Genomic DNA, 14,402 nt, shown 5'->3' on the forward strand with positions numbered 1-14,402 from the left:
CCAGCACGAACAGTGCGCCCGTCATACCCGTTACGCTGCTCGACGAAGGGGGTCCCTTTTGCACGCCGATAGGGGGTCCTTTTTGGACGCCGATTGACATCTGGAGGGAGTGGGGATCGGCTATTTCATGGAGTCCGACGTGCGCGCCGACATTGAAGCGGGCCGGCTTGTCCGAATTCTTCAGGAGTGGACGCCGCCGCTCGCGCGCTTGAGCCTATATTATCCCAGCAGGCGTAATCCCTCCGCCGCATTCAAGGCCCTGATCGACTTGGCGCGCGAAGTCGGCTGAAAAAATTACTGTGGCATGCCGTCTCGTGGAGTGGGGAACGAATGTCTAGATTAAGATGCCTCAAACATACTGTTGAACCGTAAGAATTGGGTCCGATTTGCTGACGCTGAGACCTCAGACGATTACCTGCGTCAGGTTTTCAAGATATTTGCGACTTGCGCACTGCCCAAGCACCGCAATGCGCCAATACAGCGGGGCTACCAGCCTGTTCGGTGGGCCGCTCAGCGCCCAAGATGACCGAGATACCCGCCGATCTTGCCGCAGCGCCGACCCTCTCCCACGCGTCTGCGAGAAACGGCAGAGAAGCGGAGGTAACGTATCCGTCCGCCAGCGGTAACCGGGGATGTAGCACTCTGCAAAACAGACGATCTGGACGCTTCGACGCCCCGCTTCGGCGATTGCCTCAGCGGCGAGATCCACTCTTCCGGCGTCTCAGCAATGGCAAACATTGGCAAGGGCGCCGCGGCAGTTGGTCATGGCACTGTATAGCGACCTGCATCATTTCCGGCCAAATGCGAGATCGAACCAGATTTCCGAAGTCGATCGATTCCGAGGACGCTCATGTGGTCTCGATGGCGGTTGTTAATCGGGAACCAACGCCGGCAACAATCTCGATTTCGACTTCTGCTCCCATTGGCAAGCCCGCGACCGCTACCGTCGAGCGTGCCGGCCTCCGCTCTGCGAAGACTTCGGCATACACCTCGTTCATAGCTGCAAAGTCGGTCATCGTGGTCAGGAACATCGTCGTTTTGATGACGCGATCGAGGCAGCTGCCTGTTAGCGATCAAACGTCCGCGATGTTGGCGAGGCACTGGCGGGTCTGGGCGGCGATGTTGCCCTCGACCAACGTCATATTGCTATAGTCCAGCCCAATCCTGCCCGACAGGAACCGCAGATTGCCGATCCTCACGGTGTCGGAATAGGGCCGATTGTTCGATTGTCGCGAAGCGATATGGGCTCGATCCGATACGTCGTCACAGGCTGATCTCTCCCGCCATGACGGGCACGCAAGAGCCGTGCAGCGTCGCCATGATCCCGGCCGCCGTGCGCTGTGCATCGACCTCGAGAAGGCTGGGCCGCCCCATTTCTACCCCCTGATGGATGGTGAACGTCGCCGCTTCCCTCGCAGCGTCGAGGGACAGCAGCAGGCAAGCGAGCGGGGCGTTGGCGCTGCCGGTCGCCGGGTCTTCCCATGTGCCAACCAGCGGCGCGAACATGCGGGCGCGCAGCGTATCACCTTCACGGCTATAGACGTGGACTGAGAATCGATTGCCTTGCTGCGGATGCGCCGACAGTGCTGCCCGGAAGGCGTCGATGTCCGGCGAGCAACGGGCCAAGGCGTGGGCAGTCAGTTCGGCGATAACGTAGGTGTTGCCGTTCGAGGCGGCGATCGGCGGGTGGGTCGTCGTCACCACATCGCCGGGATCGAGCCGCAGGACGCCGGCGATCAGCTCGGGCGGCAACGTTTCACCGATCGTCAGCGGCTGCGGCGTCGTGATGGCCGCGCCGATTGCGGTGCCGGCTTCGTCCCGCGCAATCCGTATGCGAACGAGTCCGGCCGCGATCTCGAACGTCGCCTCGTCCAAGGTGGGATCGCGACGGGCGAGGACGAAGGCCGTGCCGACCATCGGATGCCCGGCAAACGTCATCTCGGCAGTCCGGTTGAAGATGCGGACATGCGCCGTGTGCGCCGGATCGGAGGGCGGCAGGACGAAAGTGGTCTCGCTCAGATTGAACTCGGCCGCGACCGCCTGCATCGTCGCCGTGTCCAGCGTCTCGCCGCCCATAACCACCGCCAGCGGGTTGCCGCCGAAGCGGGTCGTCGTGAACACGTCGGCGGTGAAGAAGGGCAAGGTAGGCATGGCGGTCCTGCTACGATTCGCCACATGATTGACAGCCATTCGTTGATTGGCAAACCGACGATCAATGAGCGACGCCGATCTTTTTTGGGCCCTCGGCAACGAACGCCGCCTGCAAATCCTCCGGTGGGTGCGTAATCCGGTCGCGCAATTCCTACCGCAGCGCGACGGCGATCTGGTGGAGGATGGCGTGTGCGGTCAGTTCATCACGGACAAGCTGGGCGTGAGCGCCTCGACGCTAAGCGAGCATATGCGAGTGCTACAGGCGAGCGCCCTCGTGACTGCCAAGCGCATCCGGCAATGGACCTTCTTCCGACGCAACGATGAAAAGCTCGCCACGATTGCGTCGATCGGGAGCACGATCTGAAAGGGGTGTCGATGTTCAGCCATGTCACGGTCGGGGTGAGCGATCTCGATCGCGCCGCAGCCTTCTACGATGCGGTGCTGGCACCGTTAGGACTGGTTCAGCGAGACGTAGTGCCGGATGGGGGACCGCCGTCGCGATGCTGGCATATACCGGGCGTGAACCTTCCCCGCTTCTACACCTATCGGCCGTACGACGGCCGTCCCTGCTCCGCCGCCAACGGCGGTATGGTGGCGTTCCTGGCTCCTTCGCCCAAAGCCGTCGAAGATGCCTATGCCGGCGGGCTGCGACAGGGCGGCGCGGACGAAGGGCCGCCGGGTCCGCGCCCAAACTATGGCCCCAACTATTTCGGTGCCTACCTGCGCGATCCCGACGGTAACAAGGTTCATGTCGTGCATCGCGGGTGAGTTTTGCGAATCGGTTTGCTTTCGCTTTTCGCGATCGGGAGTGGGAATTTTGATAAGGGGTGCCGAAGCCCTCGGCAGAGTCCGCTAGTTTAAGCGCAACGGCCACGACTTCTCTTCATCCAAACAAGACCGACAATCGACAAACCGATCGAAACGCCCATTGCCCCGCCGTTTGGCTTGGCCTCGGTAGATGGCGGATTTGTCGCAATTGCCGCCGTTTTCGTGCCGGTGATGCGCCGTTTAGCCATCTAAGCGCTTTCACATCCACGAGCGGCCGAATCCCGGAAGTGTTTCAGCAGATCTATTTTCTGCGTAAGGGTTTGCATGCTACCTTTTCCTCCGGCTAACCTATCATAAAAGTGTTTTCCTTTCTGGACCATGCGACTTGGATGCGCGCGGCGGAAGGTGGCCACTCATAGAAACATCAGCGCGCTGTGGGCCGGCATGTGGGCTGCTCTTTAAAATCTATATAAAAGCATCAACGTCTGTTTTGCTTGGCGATAGAATTGTCGTCCCTGCCTCTCCGCCATTAATCTCTACTTTCGCCGATAATGTTCGACCACCTTTCATGCCGTCTCGGTAGAACACCTCATCAGTCCGGTGGTCCGCCGTTTTTGTTAGGACCCAACTGTAGACCGTCGATGCCGGCGATCGGCCATGCGCCGATGGCGTGGGCGTCGGTGCCGAGGCCTGCGTGGAGGCGGCGTTTGGGGATGTCCTGTTCGCTGCGGACGAGGAGGTCGATCCGGTCGTGACGGTCGCCGCAGATCACGGTTACGGCGTGCGCGCCGGCCTCTTCGACTGAAACGGTCGCCTGCCATAGTCCGTCGTCGGCGCGATGCATGGGGACGGGGGCGCCGTCGTCGATGCGCACCTCGACCGTCGCATCGGCGGTCGCGCCCAGTATGCGCGCGACGACGGTGACTGCGCCGGGGCGTGGCACCTGATGCGGATCGGCGGGCCGCGTCACCAGCCGCGCGTCGCATGGGCTGACGATCTGGACATGCGGCCAAGCGGCGTCGAGACGACGGAAGCGCCAACTGGGCACCCGGCCATGGACGCACACGATCGCAAAGCCCGCGCGGCCGGCATCCTCCTCGATCTGCGCGGTCGAACGGGTCGCGCCGTAAATGACGCGGCCGTCGTTCAGCAGTTCGTTGTAATGCGTGTGGCCGGTATCGACGAAGGCGACACGCGCGTCGGCGAAGGTGCGCGCGATGCTATCGCCATCGGCGGCCAGGTCGCCGGGATAGGCGTGCATGAAGACCAGCGGTACCTGATCGGCCGCCTCGGCCCGCGCGAGTTCCTCGGCCAGGCGGTTGCGGTGGTGCATGGTTACGCGGAAGTCGGGGCCGCCCGCACCGGCCGATATGACGTCGAGGAACAGGCAGCGATAGCCCGCGATCGTCTCCGCCTCCGGGCGATTAGCGGCGGGGATGGCGGCGTCGTAATGGGTAAGATCGCCGGGCTCAAAATCATGGTCGCCCGGAATGATCCGCCATGGCGTACGGAGCGGGGCCAGCGCGGCCATCATGCGCGCATATTGGTCGGGCGTGCCGTGGTTGGCGTTGTCGCCGGGAACGAAGACGAAGTCGATCCCGTCGGCGACGCGATTAACCTGATCGACGATCCCCTCCAGCCGGCCGAGGCCCTGCCAGTCGTCGGCCTCATCGAGGTGCAGGTCGCCGATATGCGCCCAGCAGATTGAATTGCCCATCGGATCGTCCTTTCGCCTAGTCCTGATCGGTGCCGGCGCAGGCCGGGCGCAGTGTGGCGGCAAAGCCGATCCACAGCGCAAGGCTGGCGATCGCGAAGCTGCCGAGAATGAAGAAACAGGCGCGATAGCCGAAGGCCTGCGCGATCCACCCGCCGATCGCGGGCGACAGGCTGGCGCCGACACCCTGCACGGTCATCACCGCGCCCTGGCCGACGTTGACGCGGCCGGTGCCTTTAAGAAGGCAGGCGACGAGGCCCGGCACCGCCACGCTCTGCAAACCTGCACCGATGCCGTCGAGCGCCTGCACGGGCCAGACGCCCCAGTGCTGGATGACCGTGCCTGCAAGGAACCCGCGCAGCGGCAGCGCCGCGAACGAAATCAGCAGGACGAGCCAATAACCGCGTCCCGCCGCGACCTTCATCGCGACGATGCTGGCGGCGATCATCACCGCCTGCGCGACGACGACCGTGGTCGCGGTGAAGAGTGCCGGATTGCCCTGGCCCGCACCGACGACCGCCAGCGTATACAGCGGCAGCATCCCGCCGTTGCCGAGGTGGAAACAGGCGAGTGCCAGCGCCAGGATCAGCATCGGCTTGTTGCGCATCAGCACCTTGAAGCCTTCGGCCTTGCCGCCATCCTGCCCTTCGTCGCCCTTTTCCAGGCCACGCGCCGCCTGATGGTCGATCGCCCGTTCGGGGATCGAGAGGACGGAGATGATCGCGAGCACGCCGAAGGCGGCCGACAGGTAGAAGATCGCGGGCATGCCGAACTTCCACCCCAGCCACCCCGACAGGCCGGCGCCGATCATGTTGCCGGCGTGGTTGAACGCCTGGTTGCGGCCGTTTTGCGCGTTGAAGCCCTTTTGCCGGACGACGCCCAGCGTCATCCCTGCGACCGCCGGGCCGATCGCAGCGCCGGCGATCGCGGTCGCCACCTGGCTGACCGTCACGACCGCCCAGGCCTGCGACCAGAGGATGAGGAAGGACGCGAGAACGGTACAGATGCCGGTGACGACGACGACCAGCCGCTTCTTCGTCGTATGATCGATGAACGCGCCCGCTGGCGCAGTGAACAGCATGCCCGCGACACCGCCGGCGGTCATGACGGTGCCGATCGGCCCCGACTGCCAGCCGCGCTGTTGCAGGAAGACCCCGAGGAACGGGCCGATGCCCGCCTGCATGTCCGCCATGAAGAAATTGAGTGCCGCCAGCGCGCCTGTCGCGCGCTTGCGATCGGCTGCGCCGTCACTGGAGGGCGTTGTAATCGTACCTGCCGTCGTTGCCATCGCCGCCTCCAGATCGTGCGGCCCCAACACAGCAACACTTTGAAATATCCGCGTCGGACATGATTTAGATCAGATAACAATGGCTGGAGCAGGCGCAGCAGTACGCGCCGCGGCATGCCGGAGTGTCATGACCCATCGGCTGCGGCGGCGCCGCACGAAGTGGCCGGTCACCAAGCCGCAGGGTTGCATAGCGTCGCCGGTGCGGCGATGAACGGCGCGGTTGCTGCGGATCACGGTGGTCCATGCCCGTCGCGGCACAATCGCAACGAAGATGGTATCGGCTTGCTTCCCAGTTCCGGGCTACTCCACGTCTATACGTCGCTTCGGCCCGAGTTGCTGCGTTTCCTGACGGCTCGCCTGGGCGAACCGGCGCTGGCGGAGGACGCGATGCAGGAATTGTGGTTGCGACTGGATGGCGGCGCGACCGGCCCCATCGCCAATCCCCGCGCCTATCTGTATCGCGCGGCCCAGAACGTCGCGCTCGACATCATCCGGACACGGCGGCGGCGCATCGTGCGCGATGGCGCGTGGGCGGTAGAGCGTGGCGGCACGGGAGACGAGCCGGTCGACCCGACCCCCGGCGTGGACCAACAGATTGTGGAACGGGAAGAGACGGCGCGGCTCGCCGCGGCGATCGCCGCGCTGCCCGAGGCGGCGGGGCGGGCCTTTCGGATGCATAAGTTTGACGGGCTGAGCCATGCGGAGATCGCCGCGCGGCTGGGGATCAGCCGGAGCGGGGTCGAAAAACACATTGCGGTGGCGATGGTGCATTTGCGCCGCGCCCTGAAGGACTGAGGAATGGTGGACGGGCGGCGTCTGGACGACATGAGCGCGGACATCGACGAAGCGGCGGCGCGCTGGCATCTGGCGCAAGCCGATGACGACATGGACTGGTCGGCCTTCACCGAGTGGCTGGAGGCCGATCCGCGGCATCGCGATGCCTATGATGCCATGGCACTGCTGGATGATCGCATCGACGCGGCGGGATCGGCGCTGCATCCTCGGCCGGCCGATCAGACGCTGGGGCGGCGTATGCCGCGCTGGGGCGCCTGGAGCGCGATCGCTGCCGTCGTGATCGCGGCAGTCGTGCTCCTGCTCTACCAGGGGCGGCGAGGCGGCGAGCCGGCGGTCATCGCCTATCGCACCGGTCCCGGACAGGTGCGGACGATCCATTTGGCCGATGGGTCGCGCGCCATCCTGGCGCCCGGCAGCCTGCTTCGCGTGCCGGCATCGCGCGAGCAGGCGCTGACGTTGGACGGGAGCGCGTTTTTCGATGTCCGCCACGATGCCGGCCGGCCGCTGACCGTTCGAGCGGGCCGCTACACGATCCGCGACGTCGGCACGCGGTTCGATATCGCGATGGGCGAGGGGGTGGTGCGGGTCGCAGTGGCCGAGGGGGAGGTTGCGGTATCGTCGCCCGATCGCGGCGACGCGACGGCGGTGGTGGCGGGCCGTGCGCTGACAATCCAGGGTCAGGATCGCGGCGTGCTACGATCGATCGACATGGGTACGGTCGGCGGATGGCGGAGCGGGCCGCTGGTGTACGACGACGTCCCGCTGGGCCTCGTCGTCGCGGATATCGCGCGGGCGAGCGGAACGGCGGTGACGGTCGACGGCGCCGTGGCAGAGCGCCGCTTTTCGGGGGTGATCGCGCAAGGCGACGGGCGGAGGATGGCGCAGTCTCTCGCGGCGCTGACGGGGCTGGCACTGCGGGTGGACGGTGATGCGATACATTTGGCCGATCGCACTACTCGTTAGCATCGCCGCCGCGCCGGTATCGGCGCAGAGCGGACGCTATCGGCTAAATATCGACGCGCGCGATCTGACCGCGGCGCTGACGCAGCTGTCGGAGCAGGCGCAGATCTCGATCGCGCGCGATGGTGCGCTGCCACGTCTGGCGCCGGTGCGGGTGCGCGGCCGGATGACCGCAGAGGACGCCTTGGCGCGGTTGCTCGATCCGCTCGGGTGGGAAGCGGTGCGCGTGGCGCCGCAGGCCTATCGCTTGCGCCCCCGCGCGGTGCCGGTTGCGACGGCGCCCGTCGAGGAAGCGCCGCCGCCCGACATCGTCGTGACCGGCCGCAAGCGCGACGAGGGCATGTCCACCATTCCGGCCCCGGTTGCAATCCTGCGCCCGGGCATGGTGGGGGGCGGCGTGGTCGGCACGACGCGTGACGTCGCACGTGCGGTGGACGGCCTGACGCTGACGGGGGCGGGGCCAGGCGCGGACCGGCTATTCCTGCGCGGTATCGCCGACAGCGTCTTCAACGGCTTCAGCCAGTCGCCGGTCAGTGTCCAGCTGGACGATGCGCGCATCGCCTTCGATGGTGCCGATCCCGCCCTGCGGCTGGTCGATGTCGCGCGCGTCGAGATACTCAAGGGGCCGCAGGGGCCGCTATATGGGACCGGCGCGCTGGGCGGCGTGTATCGGATCGTTACCAACCGGCCGGTGCTGAATAGGGTGGAAGCGGACGTGGGCGTCGGCCTGTCCGGGGTCGCGGGCGGCGGCATCGGGCCGTTCGGGCAAAGCGTCGTCGATGTGCCGCTGATCCGCGATCGGCTGGGGTTGCGCATCGTCGGTTATGGCGCGGTCGATCCCGGCTGGATCGACGATGACGATGGTCGCCGCAATCTCAACCGGACGTCGACACGCGGCGCGCGGATCGCGTTTCGCGTGGCTCCCTTCGGGGGATGGTTGATCGACGCCAGCGCGGCGCGTCAGGCGATCGATGCCCGCGATACGTCCTATGTTGATCGCGCCGACGCGTATCGCCGCAACGTGCCGACCGCGGAGCCGTATCAGGCGCGCCTGTCCCATTACCAAGGGGCCATCACGGGCCCGATCGGACCTCTGCGGCTGACCGTCGCGACCGGGCTGACGACGCAGAGCCAAAGCCAGCGATACGACGGTGGCGTCCTCGCCCCCGGTGTGCCCGTCGCGATCTACAACGACCGGATGCTGCGCGTGGTCGATCAGGAAATCCGCGTCAACTCGGCGGAGAGCGGGAGGCTCGTCTGGGTGGCGGGTGCCGCGTTCCTGTCGACACGGACCGAAGGCGATCTGGTCGGGCTGGCGCGCAACGGGATCGTCACGCGCCGCGGTGCCGCCAGCCGCGAGGTGACTGAGGCGGCGGTGTTCGCCGACGGGTCGGCGACGCTGATGAAGCATTGGCAATTGGGGCTTGGCGTCCGGGTCTTTCGAGCGGGAACACGCAACGACAGTTTCGGGATCGATCGCGCGGTCGGCCGCGCACCGGCTGAGATCGGGGTGACGCCCAACGTCTCACTATCCTACACCCCCGATCCGGGGCGGATCGTCTATGCCCGGTTTGCCACGGCCTATCGTCCGGGCGGGTTGAACACCGACGACGGTGCGACGCGGCGCTACGCGGCAGATCGGGTGCGCGCGCTCGACCTCGGCGGCCGGATGCGACTGCTCGGCGGGCGGCTGGGCATCGACGGCAATCTCTTCCTGACCCGGTGGAGCGATATCCAGTCCGATTATCTGCGTCCCGAAGGCTGGATCGGTACGCGCAACGCGGGGCGCGCCAGCATCGTCGGCCTGGACGCGAGCGTCGACTGGCAGGCTATGAAGGGCTGGCGGATCGCGGCGGGCGGGGTTGCGCAGCGCCCGCGGCGCCGCGACGACCCCTCCCGCTATCTGCCGCTGGTTCCCGATCTGTCGGCGCGGCTGGCGGTGTCTCGGGTGCAGACCTTGGGCGGATGGCAGGTCGTGCCGCGTCTGTCCGCCGAGCTGACTAGCGCCACGCATTTGGGGCTGGATCGCCCCGGCGACCGGCGGATGCCACCCCGCGTCATCGGGCGGTTCGGTGTGGTCGGCCAGTCTCACCGGCTGACGTTGGCGCTCGACGTCGACAATCTGACCGGCGTGCGAGCCGATACCTTGGCCTTCGGCAATCCCTTCGCCGCGACGACCGCGCGCTACTATACGCCTTATCGTCCGCGCACCCTGACCCTTTCGGCCAACCGGCGCTTATAGAAAAAATTCGCGACCCGGACTGCGGTTCCTTCGCGTCAGCCCGTCGATGCGATCGTGCGAGACGATCAACACGAAGGAATGACGATGCGATTAACTGCCGCCCTTTCGATTCTGGCCCTGATCGGCGCGGTGCCTGCCGCCGCGCAGGATCGCGTGGCCCGGCCTTTCGAGGGGGGCAGCGTCACGCTGATCGCCGGCGTCGATGGCGCCAACCGCTACAGCGACTGGAGCGCCGGTGCGGTCTATGGCGGCCAGATCGGCTATGACTGGCAGCGGGACGGTCTGGTCGTCGGCGTCGAGGGGGAATTGACCGGGTCGTCGAACCGCCAATGCAACGTCAGCTATTCGACGAGCGGCGGCAATAGCAGCCTGTGCGTGAAGGCGGGGCGGGACGCTTATGTTGGAGGGCGTGTCGGAACGCCGATCGGCGCTGCGACTTTGCTGTATGGCAAGGTGGGCTATACCAATGTCGAGCAGACATTCGCGGCGCGCCAGACGACGAGCGGCACGGTCGACGGGTTCCGCCTTGGCGCAGGCGTCGAGCATCACGTCAGCGATCGGACGACGCTGAAGGCCGAATATCGCTACGCCAACTACGATGGCGGCTACGACCGGCATCAGGCGGTGGTCGGCCTCGGCTTCCGGTTCTGATGCCGTTCCGTCCGGTGAGCGGACGCGCTGCTTTTAAGGCCACATCGGCAGTTGATCTGGATCAATCCGTCCTATACGGGCAACACAGCCATTTGGTCCATTCCTGACGCAGGAGATCAGAATGCGGTTCATTCCTATCGCCCTCGTACTGGCCGCAACGGCCTCGACCGCCTGGGCCGATGTGCCCGGCGAGGATCATCCGCTGTTGCCGCGCTATGCCGGCGCCGCGATCAAGAACTACCGGCCGCCGGCGGAGGATCAGGTGGTCCTGCCGATCGCCCGTATCGACGATGCGACGACGACGCGGAGCGTGCGGACGCTCGAGGGGCGGGTCACCCATATCGACTATGCGACGCCCACGGCGGTGCCGACGCTGGCGGTGGGGCGCTATTACACCGGCCTGTTGCAGCGCGCCGGCTATCGCACCGTGTTCGACTGCACCGGCAGCGTGGCCTGCGGCAAGGACATGGGTCGGCTGATCTTCCTGTCCGATCGCGTCGCGCCTGACGGGTTCGCCGACGGCCTGTTCGGCAACCGGATGCGCGTCATCGTCGCCCAGCGCGGGGACGATTGGGTGATGCTCCATCTGTTCGAGGGGCCGGACCGCACGACGATTTACGAAGTGACTGTCGATAAGAGCGCGGCCGGGGCGGCGACGGGCGAGGCGACCGCGTCCGCCGCCGGCGGGACGGGACCAAAGGTTCACACCTCCAAGGCGCGCGACGTCACCGACTGTTCCAAGACCGTCAACGGCGGCATGAAGGCGGCCTATGGCATGGCTCTGGGCGGGCTGCTCGGCAGCAAGATCGGCGGGGGCGGGCAGGGTGCGGTCGCCGCCAGCGCGGCCGGCGGTGTCGTGGGGGCCGAACTGGACAAGCAGCATCGCTGCGGCCCCGGCGCCCAGATCGAAAGCAACGCCGCCACCGATACGCCGCCCGAGAAGCCGAAGAAGCGGAGCCTTGGCGGGCTACGCAACGCGCTGGGGCTGTAGGACATGCTAGCCCAACGCCGTGCTGTGCTCTGGGGGACGATGGCCTTGGCGGTGCCGGCGATCGCTCTCGGTCTGTCGCCGATATCACGGGTCGACGCGCAGGTGCGGCCGCCCTTCATCTGCAACGGTGTCCCCCAGGGGAGTCCGAACTGCGGACCGCCCGTGCCGCGCCTGCAAGGCTTCCACCGGATCGACCGCGCGTTCGGCGCCATCGCCTATGACAAGGGCAAGGGCGTGTGGTTCGGCAGCTATCAATATCCCTCGAAGCGCGAGGCGCAGGACGGGGTGCTCGACAATTGCCGGCAGAATGGCGGGTCGGCGTGTCAGCTGATGCTGTCGTACACAAACCAATGCGCGGCGGTCGCCCGCGCCGTGGAGGCCGGCCGGCCGGTGGTGGGGCATGACAGCGTCGATACCGGCAGCACGCAGGACGAAGCGATCGCCCATGTCCGCCATTCGTGCGAATCCGACTGGAACACGAAGCAATGCACGGTCCAGCTGGTCAATTGCAGCCACCACAATGTCGTCAAATGGTCTGAGTGGGTCTACGACGATTGAGCGCGGTGGCGTGGCGGCTGCCGGCTAGTGCCGTCGGGCGAGCGCTGTACCACGTCTGATGCCCCGGATGGCGCCGTCTCTCTCGCCGCGATCGGGGCGTCGAGCAGGGCGGCGGCGGCACAGCTCAGGCGGAGGGCAGTCGCAGCGTCGCGATCGTGCCGCCGTCCGGGCCCTCGTCCAGCGTGAAGGTGCCGCGGTGCTGCGCGGCGAAGTCGTGGACGATGCTGAGGCCGAGGCCCGCCCCGCCCGTGCCGCGATTGCGCGAGGCATCGCCCCGTTCGAAGGGCAGCAGCAGGCGCTCGCGATCTGCCACGGGAATGCCGGGGCCTGTGTCCGTGACCGACACGAGCACGGCGGCGCCGGCCTGCCGCACCGCGACATCGCCGCCGCCCGCATAATCGGCCGCGTTGCGCACCAGATTTTCGACCGCGCGACGAAAGGCCGGTTCGGGTAGGCGTACCCAGGCATCGTCGCCGGGCAGCAGGCGGAGGCTCGCTCCGGCGTCGCGCGCGTCCGCGACGATCCCGGCGACCAATGAGCGCACCTCGACGATCTCGGCGGGGGCGGCGGCGTCGCGGGCGAAGGCCAGCACCTCACCGATCATCGATTGCATGCGATCGACATCGGCGACCATGCGCGATCGCTGTGGCTCGGGCGCGATTTCGACGCGCAGGCGCAGCCCGGTGAGGGGGGTCCGCAGGTCGTGCGCGATCGCGGTCAGCATCCGCGCGCGCTCGGCCGCTTCGATGGCGAGCCGGTTGCGCATCGAGGTGATTGCCGCCGCCGCCTCTTGCAACTCGCGGGGGCCGCCGGGCAGGCGTGCGATCGTATCGTCATGATCGATCGCACGGGCCAATATACGAAACGGCCGCGTCATCCGCCGGGCGAAAATCCAGGCGAGGGGGGCCAGCAGCAGCAGGCTGACGCCCAGCGCGATGAGGATGTTCCTCTGCCAGCCGCCGAGTAACGGCTGCGTCGCCGATACGGTCAGCCAGCGTCCGTCGGCCTGTCTCACGCTCGCCGCGAAGGCCGTCATCGGCATGCCGATCAGCGCGGCGCGTACCACTCCGCTCGCCGCCGCGGGCGTCACCATTTCGAACCGCGTACCGCCCCGCCGCAGCAGGACGATGGACGGCGGTATCGTCGTCGCCCCGGGCGGGGGGACGTGCGTGACGGTCGTCCGCTGGACGATGATGTTCGACCGGCGCGTACCATCGGGCCAGGTTACCCGGATATCGCCCGGCGATCGGCCCAGCTCGCTGGCGATCAGCCCTTCCAGCATCGGCACGCGCGTGCCCGACGGCGGGTCGCCACGCCAGCGTCGGTCAAAGCCGGGCATCGGCCGGCGCAACGCGGCGACCGCCTCGGCCGCACTGAACCGCGGTGCGGGCGGTTGCGGCGCGAGGATGACGATCGCCGCGGTCGTCGCGACGCTCAGTGTCGCCACCGCGACGCCGAACCCGCCGATCGAGACAAGTGCGCTGAGCGGTCGCTTCACGCCGGCCGCACCGTGGGCAGAAACCGGTAGCCGACGCCGCGCACCGTTTCGATCAGGGGCGCAGGATCGGCATCCCCCAGCTTACGGCGCAAGCGGCTGACCGCAATGTCGATCGCACGATCATAGGACGTCGCGTCGAGGCCACGGGCCAGATCCAGCAGTGCATCGCGCGTCAGGATGCGGCCGGGACGGCGGACGAATGCCGCCAGCAAGGCATGTTCGCCCTCGCTGAGTGCCAGCGGGCGTCCGGCTGGATCGCGCAGTCGCCGCTGCTCCATGTCCAGCCACCAGCCGGCGAAGCTGACACCGTCGTTCGTACCGGCATCGGCGCGCTCCGCACCCGGACGGCGCAAGAGCGCGCGGACTCGTGCCAGCAGCTCGCGCGGCTCGAACGGCTTGGTCAGATAGTCCCACGCGCCCACCTCCAGCCCGACGATCCGGTCGGTGACCGCATCCAACGCGCTGAGCATCAGGATCGCCGTTCCCGCCGGGGCAAGGCGGCGGCAGAGCGACAGACCGTCCTCGCCCGGCATCATCACGTCGAGCACGATCAGATCGACGGGCGCCTGGGCCAGTTCGTGATCGCAGGCCGCGGCATTGCGCGCGGTGCGCACCGCATAGCCATGGCCGCCCAGAAAGTCGGCGATCGCATCGCGAATGCTGGCGTCGTCATCGACGACGAGGATCGTACTGGGGGCGATGGCCGCGGACTCCATGCCGACCGTCGTAGCAGCGCTGTGTAGCATTTGCGTATCAGCCGCGGCTACCGGCCCGCCATCGCCACGC

13 protein-coding genes and 2 pseudogenes are annotated in these 14,402 nt (G+C 66.9%); 9 read left to right on the forward strand and 6 right to left on the reverse strand.

What is annotated here, in order from left to right:
* Positions 1–100: 100 nt before the first annotated feature.
* Positions 101–289, forward strand: a pseudogene (locus ACGVWT_RS00005) (LysR substrate-binding domain-containing protein); the annotation flags it as partial.
* Positions 290–848: 559 nt separating this feature from the next.
* Here the strand turns inward: ACGVWT_RS00005 and ACGVWT_RS00010 are convergent.
* Positions 849–1,346 (reverse strand): annotated as a pseudogene (locus tag ACGVWT_RS00010) (Rid family detoxifying hydrolase).
* The gene (locus tag ACGVWT_RS00015; protein ID WP_315462307.1) at positions 1,264–2,151 is read right to left on the reverse strand and encodes a PhzF family phenazine biosynthesis protein; all 888 of its coding nucleotides are present in this window, start codon (positions 2,149–2,151) and stop codon (positions 1,264–1,266) included. Before ACGVWT_RS00015 ends, ACGVWT_RS00010 begins: the two are co-directional and overlap by 83 nt.
* A 64-nt stretch (positions 2,152–2,215) precedes the next feature.
* Between ACGVWT_RS00015 and ACGVWT_RS00020 the strand changes: the two genes are divergently transcribed.
* Complete coding sequence (locus ACGVWT_RS00020; protein WP_315462304.1) at positions 2,216–2,515, forward strand: helix-turn-helix transcriptional regulator; 300 nt, start codon at positions 2,216–2,218, stop codon at positions 2,513–2,515.
* A gap of 11 nt (positions 2,516–2,526) precedes the next feature.
* Positions 2,527–2,919, forward strand: a complete 393-nt coding sequence (locus tag ACGVWT_RS00025; RefSeq protein ID WP_315462303.1) for a VOC family protein — start codon at positions 2,527–2,529, stop codon at positions 2,917–2,919.
* 592 nt (positions 2,920–3,511) lie between these two features.
* On the opposite strand, the gene ACGVWT_RS00030 is transcribed toward ACGVWT_RS00025, so the two are convergent.
* The gene (locus ACGVWT_RS00030; protein ID WP_315462302.1) at positions 3,512–4,636 is read right to left on the reverse strand and encodes a metallophosphoesterase; all 1,125 of its coding nucleotides are present in this window, start codon (positions 4,634–4,636) and stop codon (positions 3,512–3,514) included.
* Between the two features lie 16 nt (positions 4,637–4,652).
* On the reverse strand, positions 4,653–5,921 hold the full coding sequence (locus tag ACGVWT_RS00035) for an MFS transporter (RefSeq protein ID WP_315462301.1): 1,269 nt from the start codon (positions 5,919–5,921) through the stop codon (positions 4,653–4,655).
* A 282-nt stretch (positions 5,922–6,203) separates the two neighbouring features.
* On the opposite strand from ACGVWT_RS00035, the gene ACGVWT_RS00040 reads away from it, so the two are divergent.
* The 6 genes from ACGVWT_RS00040 to ACGVWT_RS00065 all read left to right on the forward strand — a co-directional run bounded on the left by ACGVWT_RS00040 (position 6,204) and on the right by ACGVWT_RS00065 (position 12,118).
* Positions 6,204–6,716: a sigma-70 family RNA polymerase sigma factor gene (locus ACGVWT_RS00040; protein ID WP_315462300.1), complete on the forward strand. Its 513-nt coding sequence runs from the start codon at positions 6,204–6,206 to the stop codon at positions 6,714–6,716.
* Between the two features lie 3 nt (positions 6,717–6,719).
* Positions 6,720–7,679, forward strand: coding sequence for a FecR domain-containing protein (locus tag ACGVWT_RS00045; protein ID WP_315462299.1), 960 nt, complete (start codon positions 6,720–6,722; stop codon positions 7,677–7,679).
* Entirely contained in the window at positions 7,645–9,918 is a 2,274-nt protein-coding gene (locus ACGVWT_RS00050; protein ID WP_315462298.1) for a TonB-dependent receptor, read from the forward strand. Before ACGVWT_RS00045 ends, ACGVWT_RS00050 begins: the two co-directional genes overlap by 35 nt.
* Before the next feature lie 84 nt (positions 9,919–10,002).
* Positions 10,003–10,569 carry a porin family protein gene (locus ACGVWT_RS00055; protein WP_315462297.1) on the forward strand — a complete coding sequence of 189 codons (567 nt, stop codon included), beginning with the start codon at positions 10,003–10,005 and terminating at the stop codon, positions 10,567–10,569.
* 121 nt (positions 10,570–10,690) lie between these two features.
* Positions 10,691–11,560 (forward strand): hypothetical protein, encoded by an 870-nt coding sequence (locus ACGVWT_RS00060; RefSeq protein ID WP_315462296.1) that lies wholly within the window; start codon positions 10,691–10,693, stop codon positions 11,558–11,560.
* A gap of 162 nt (positions 11,561–11,722) precedes the next feature.
* Entirely contained in the window at positions 11,723–12,118 is a 396-nt protein-coding gene (locus tag ACGVWT_RS00065) for a DUF4189 domain-containing protein (RefSeq protein WP_315462295.1), read from the forward strand.
* Positions 12,119–12,242: 124 nt separating this feature from the next.
* Here ACGVWT_RS00065 and ACGVWT_RS00070 read toward each other — a convergent pair whose 3' ends face one another.
* On the reverse strand, positions 12,243–13,616 hold the full coding sequence (locus ACGVWT_RS00070) for a HAMP domain-containing sensor histidine kinase (RefSeq protein ID WP_315462294.1): 1,374 nt from the start codon (positions 13,614–13,616) through the stop codon (positions 12,243–12,245).
* Entirely contained in the window at positions 13,613–14,332 is a 720-nt protein-coding gene (locus ACGVWT_RS00075; RefSeq protein WP_315462293.1) for a response regulator, read from the reverse strand. The genes ACGVWT_RS00070 and ACGVWT_RS00075 overlap by 4 nt, the downstream gene beginning before the upstream one ends.
* Positions 14,333–14,402: the final 70 nt, after the last annotated feature.

This window comes from Sphingomonas sp. S6, from assembly GCF_043498045.1.
In the GTDB taxonomy this organism is placed as follows: domain Bacteria; phylum Pseudomonadota; class Alphaproteobacteria; order Sphingomonadales; family Sphingomonadaceae; genus Sphingomonas.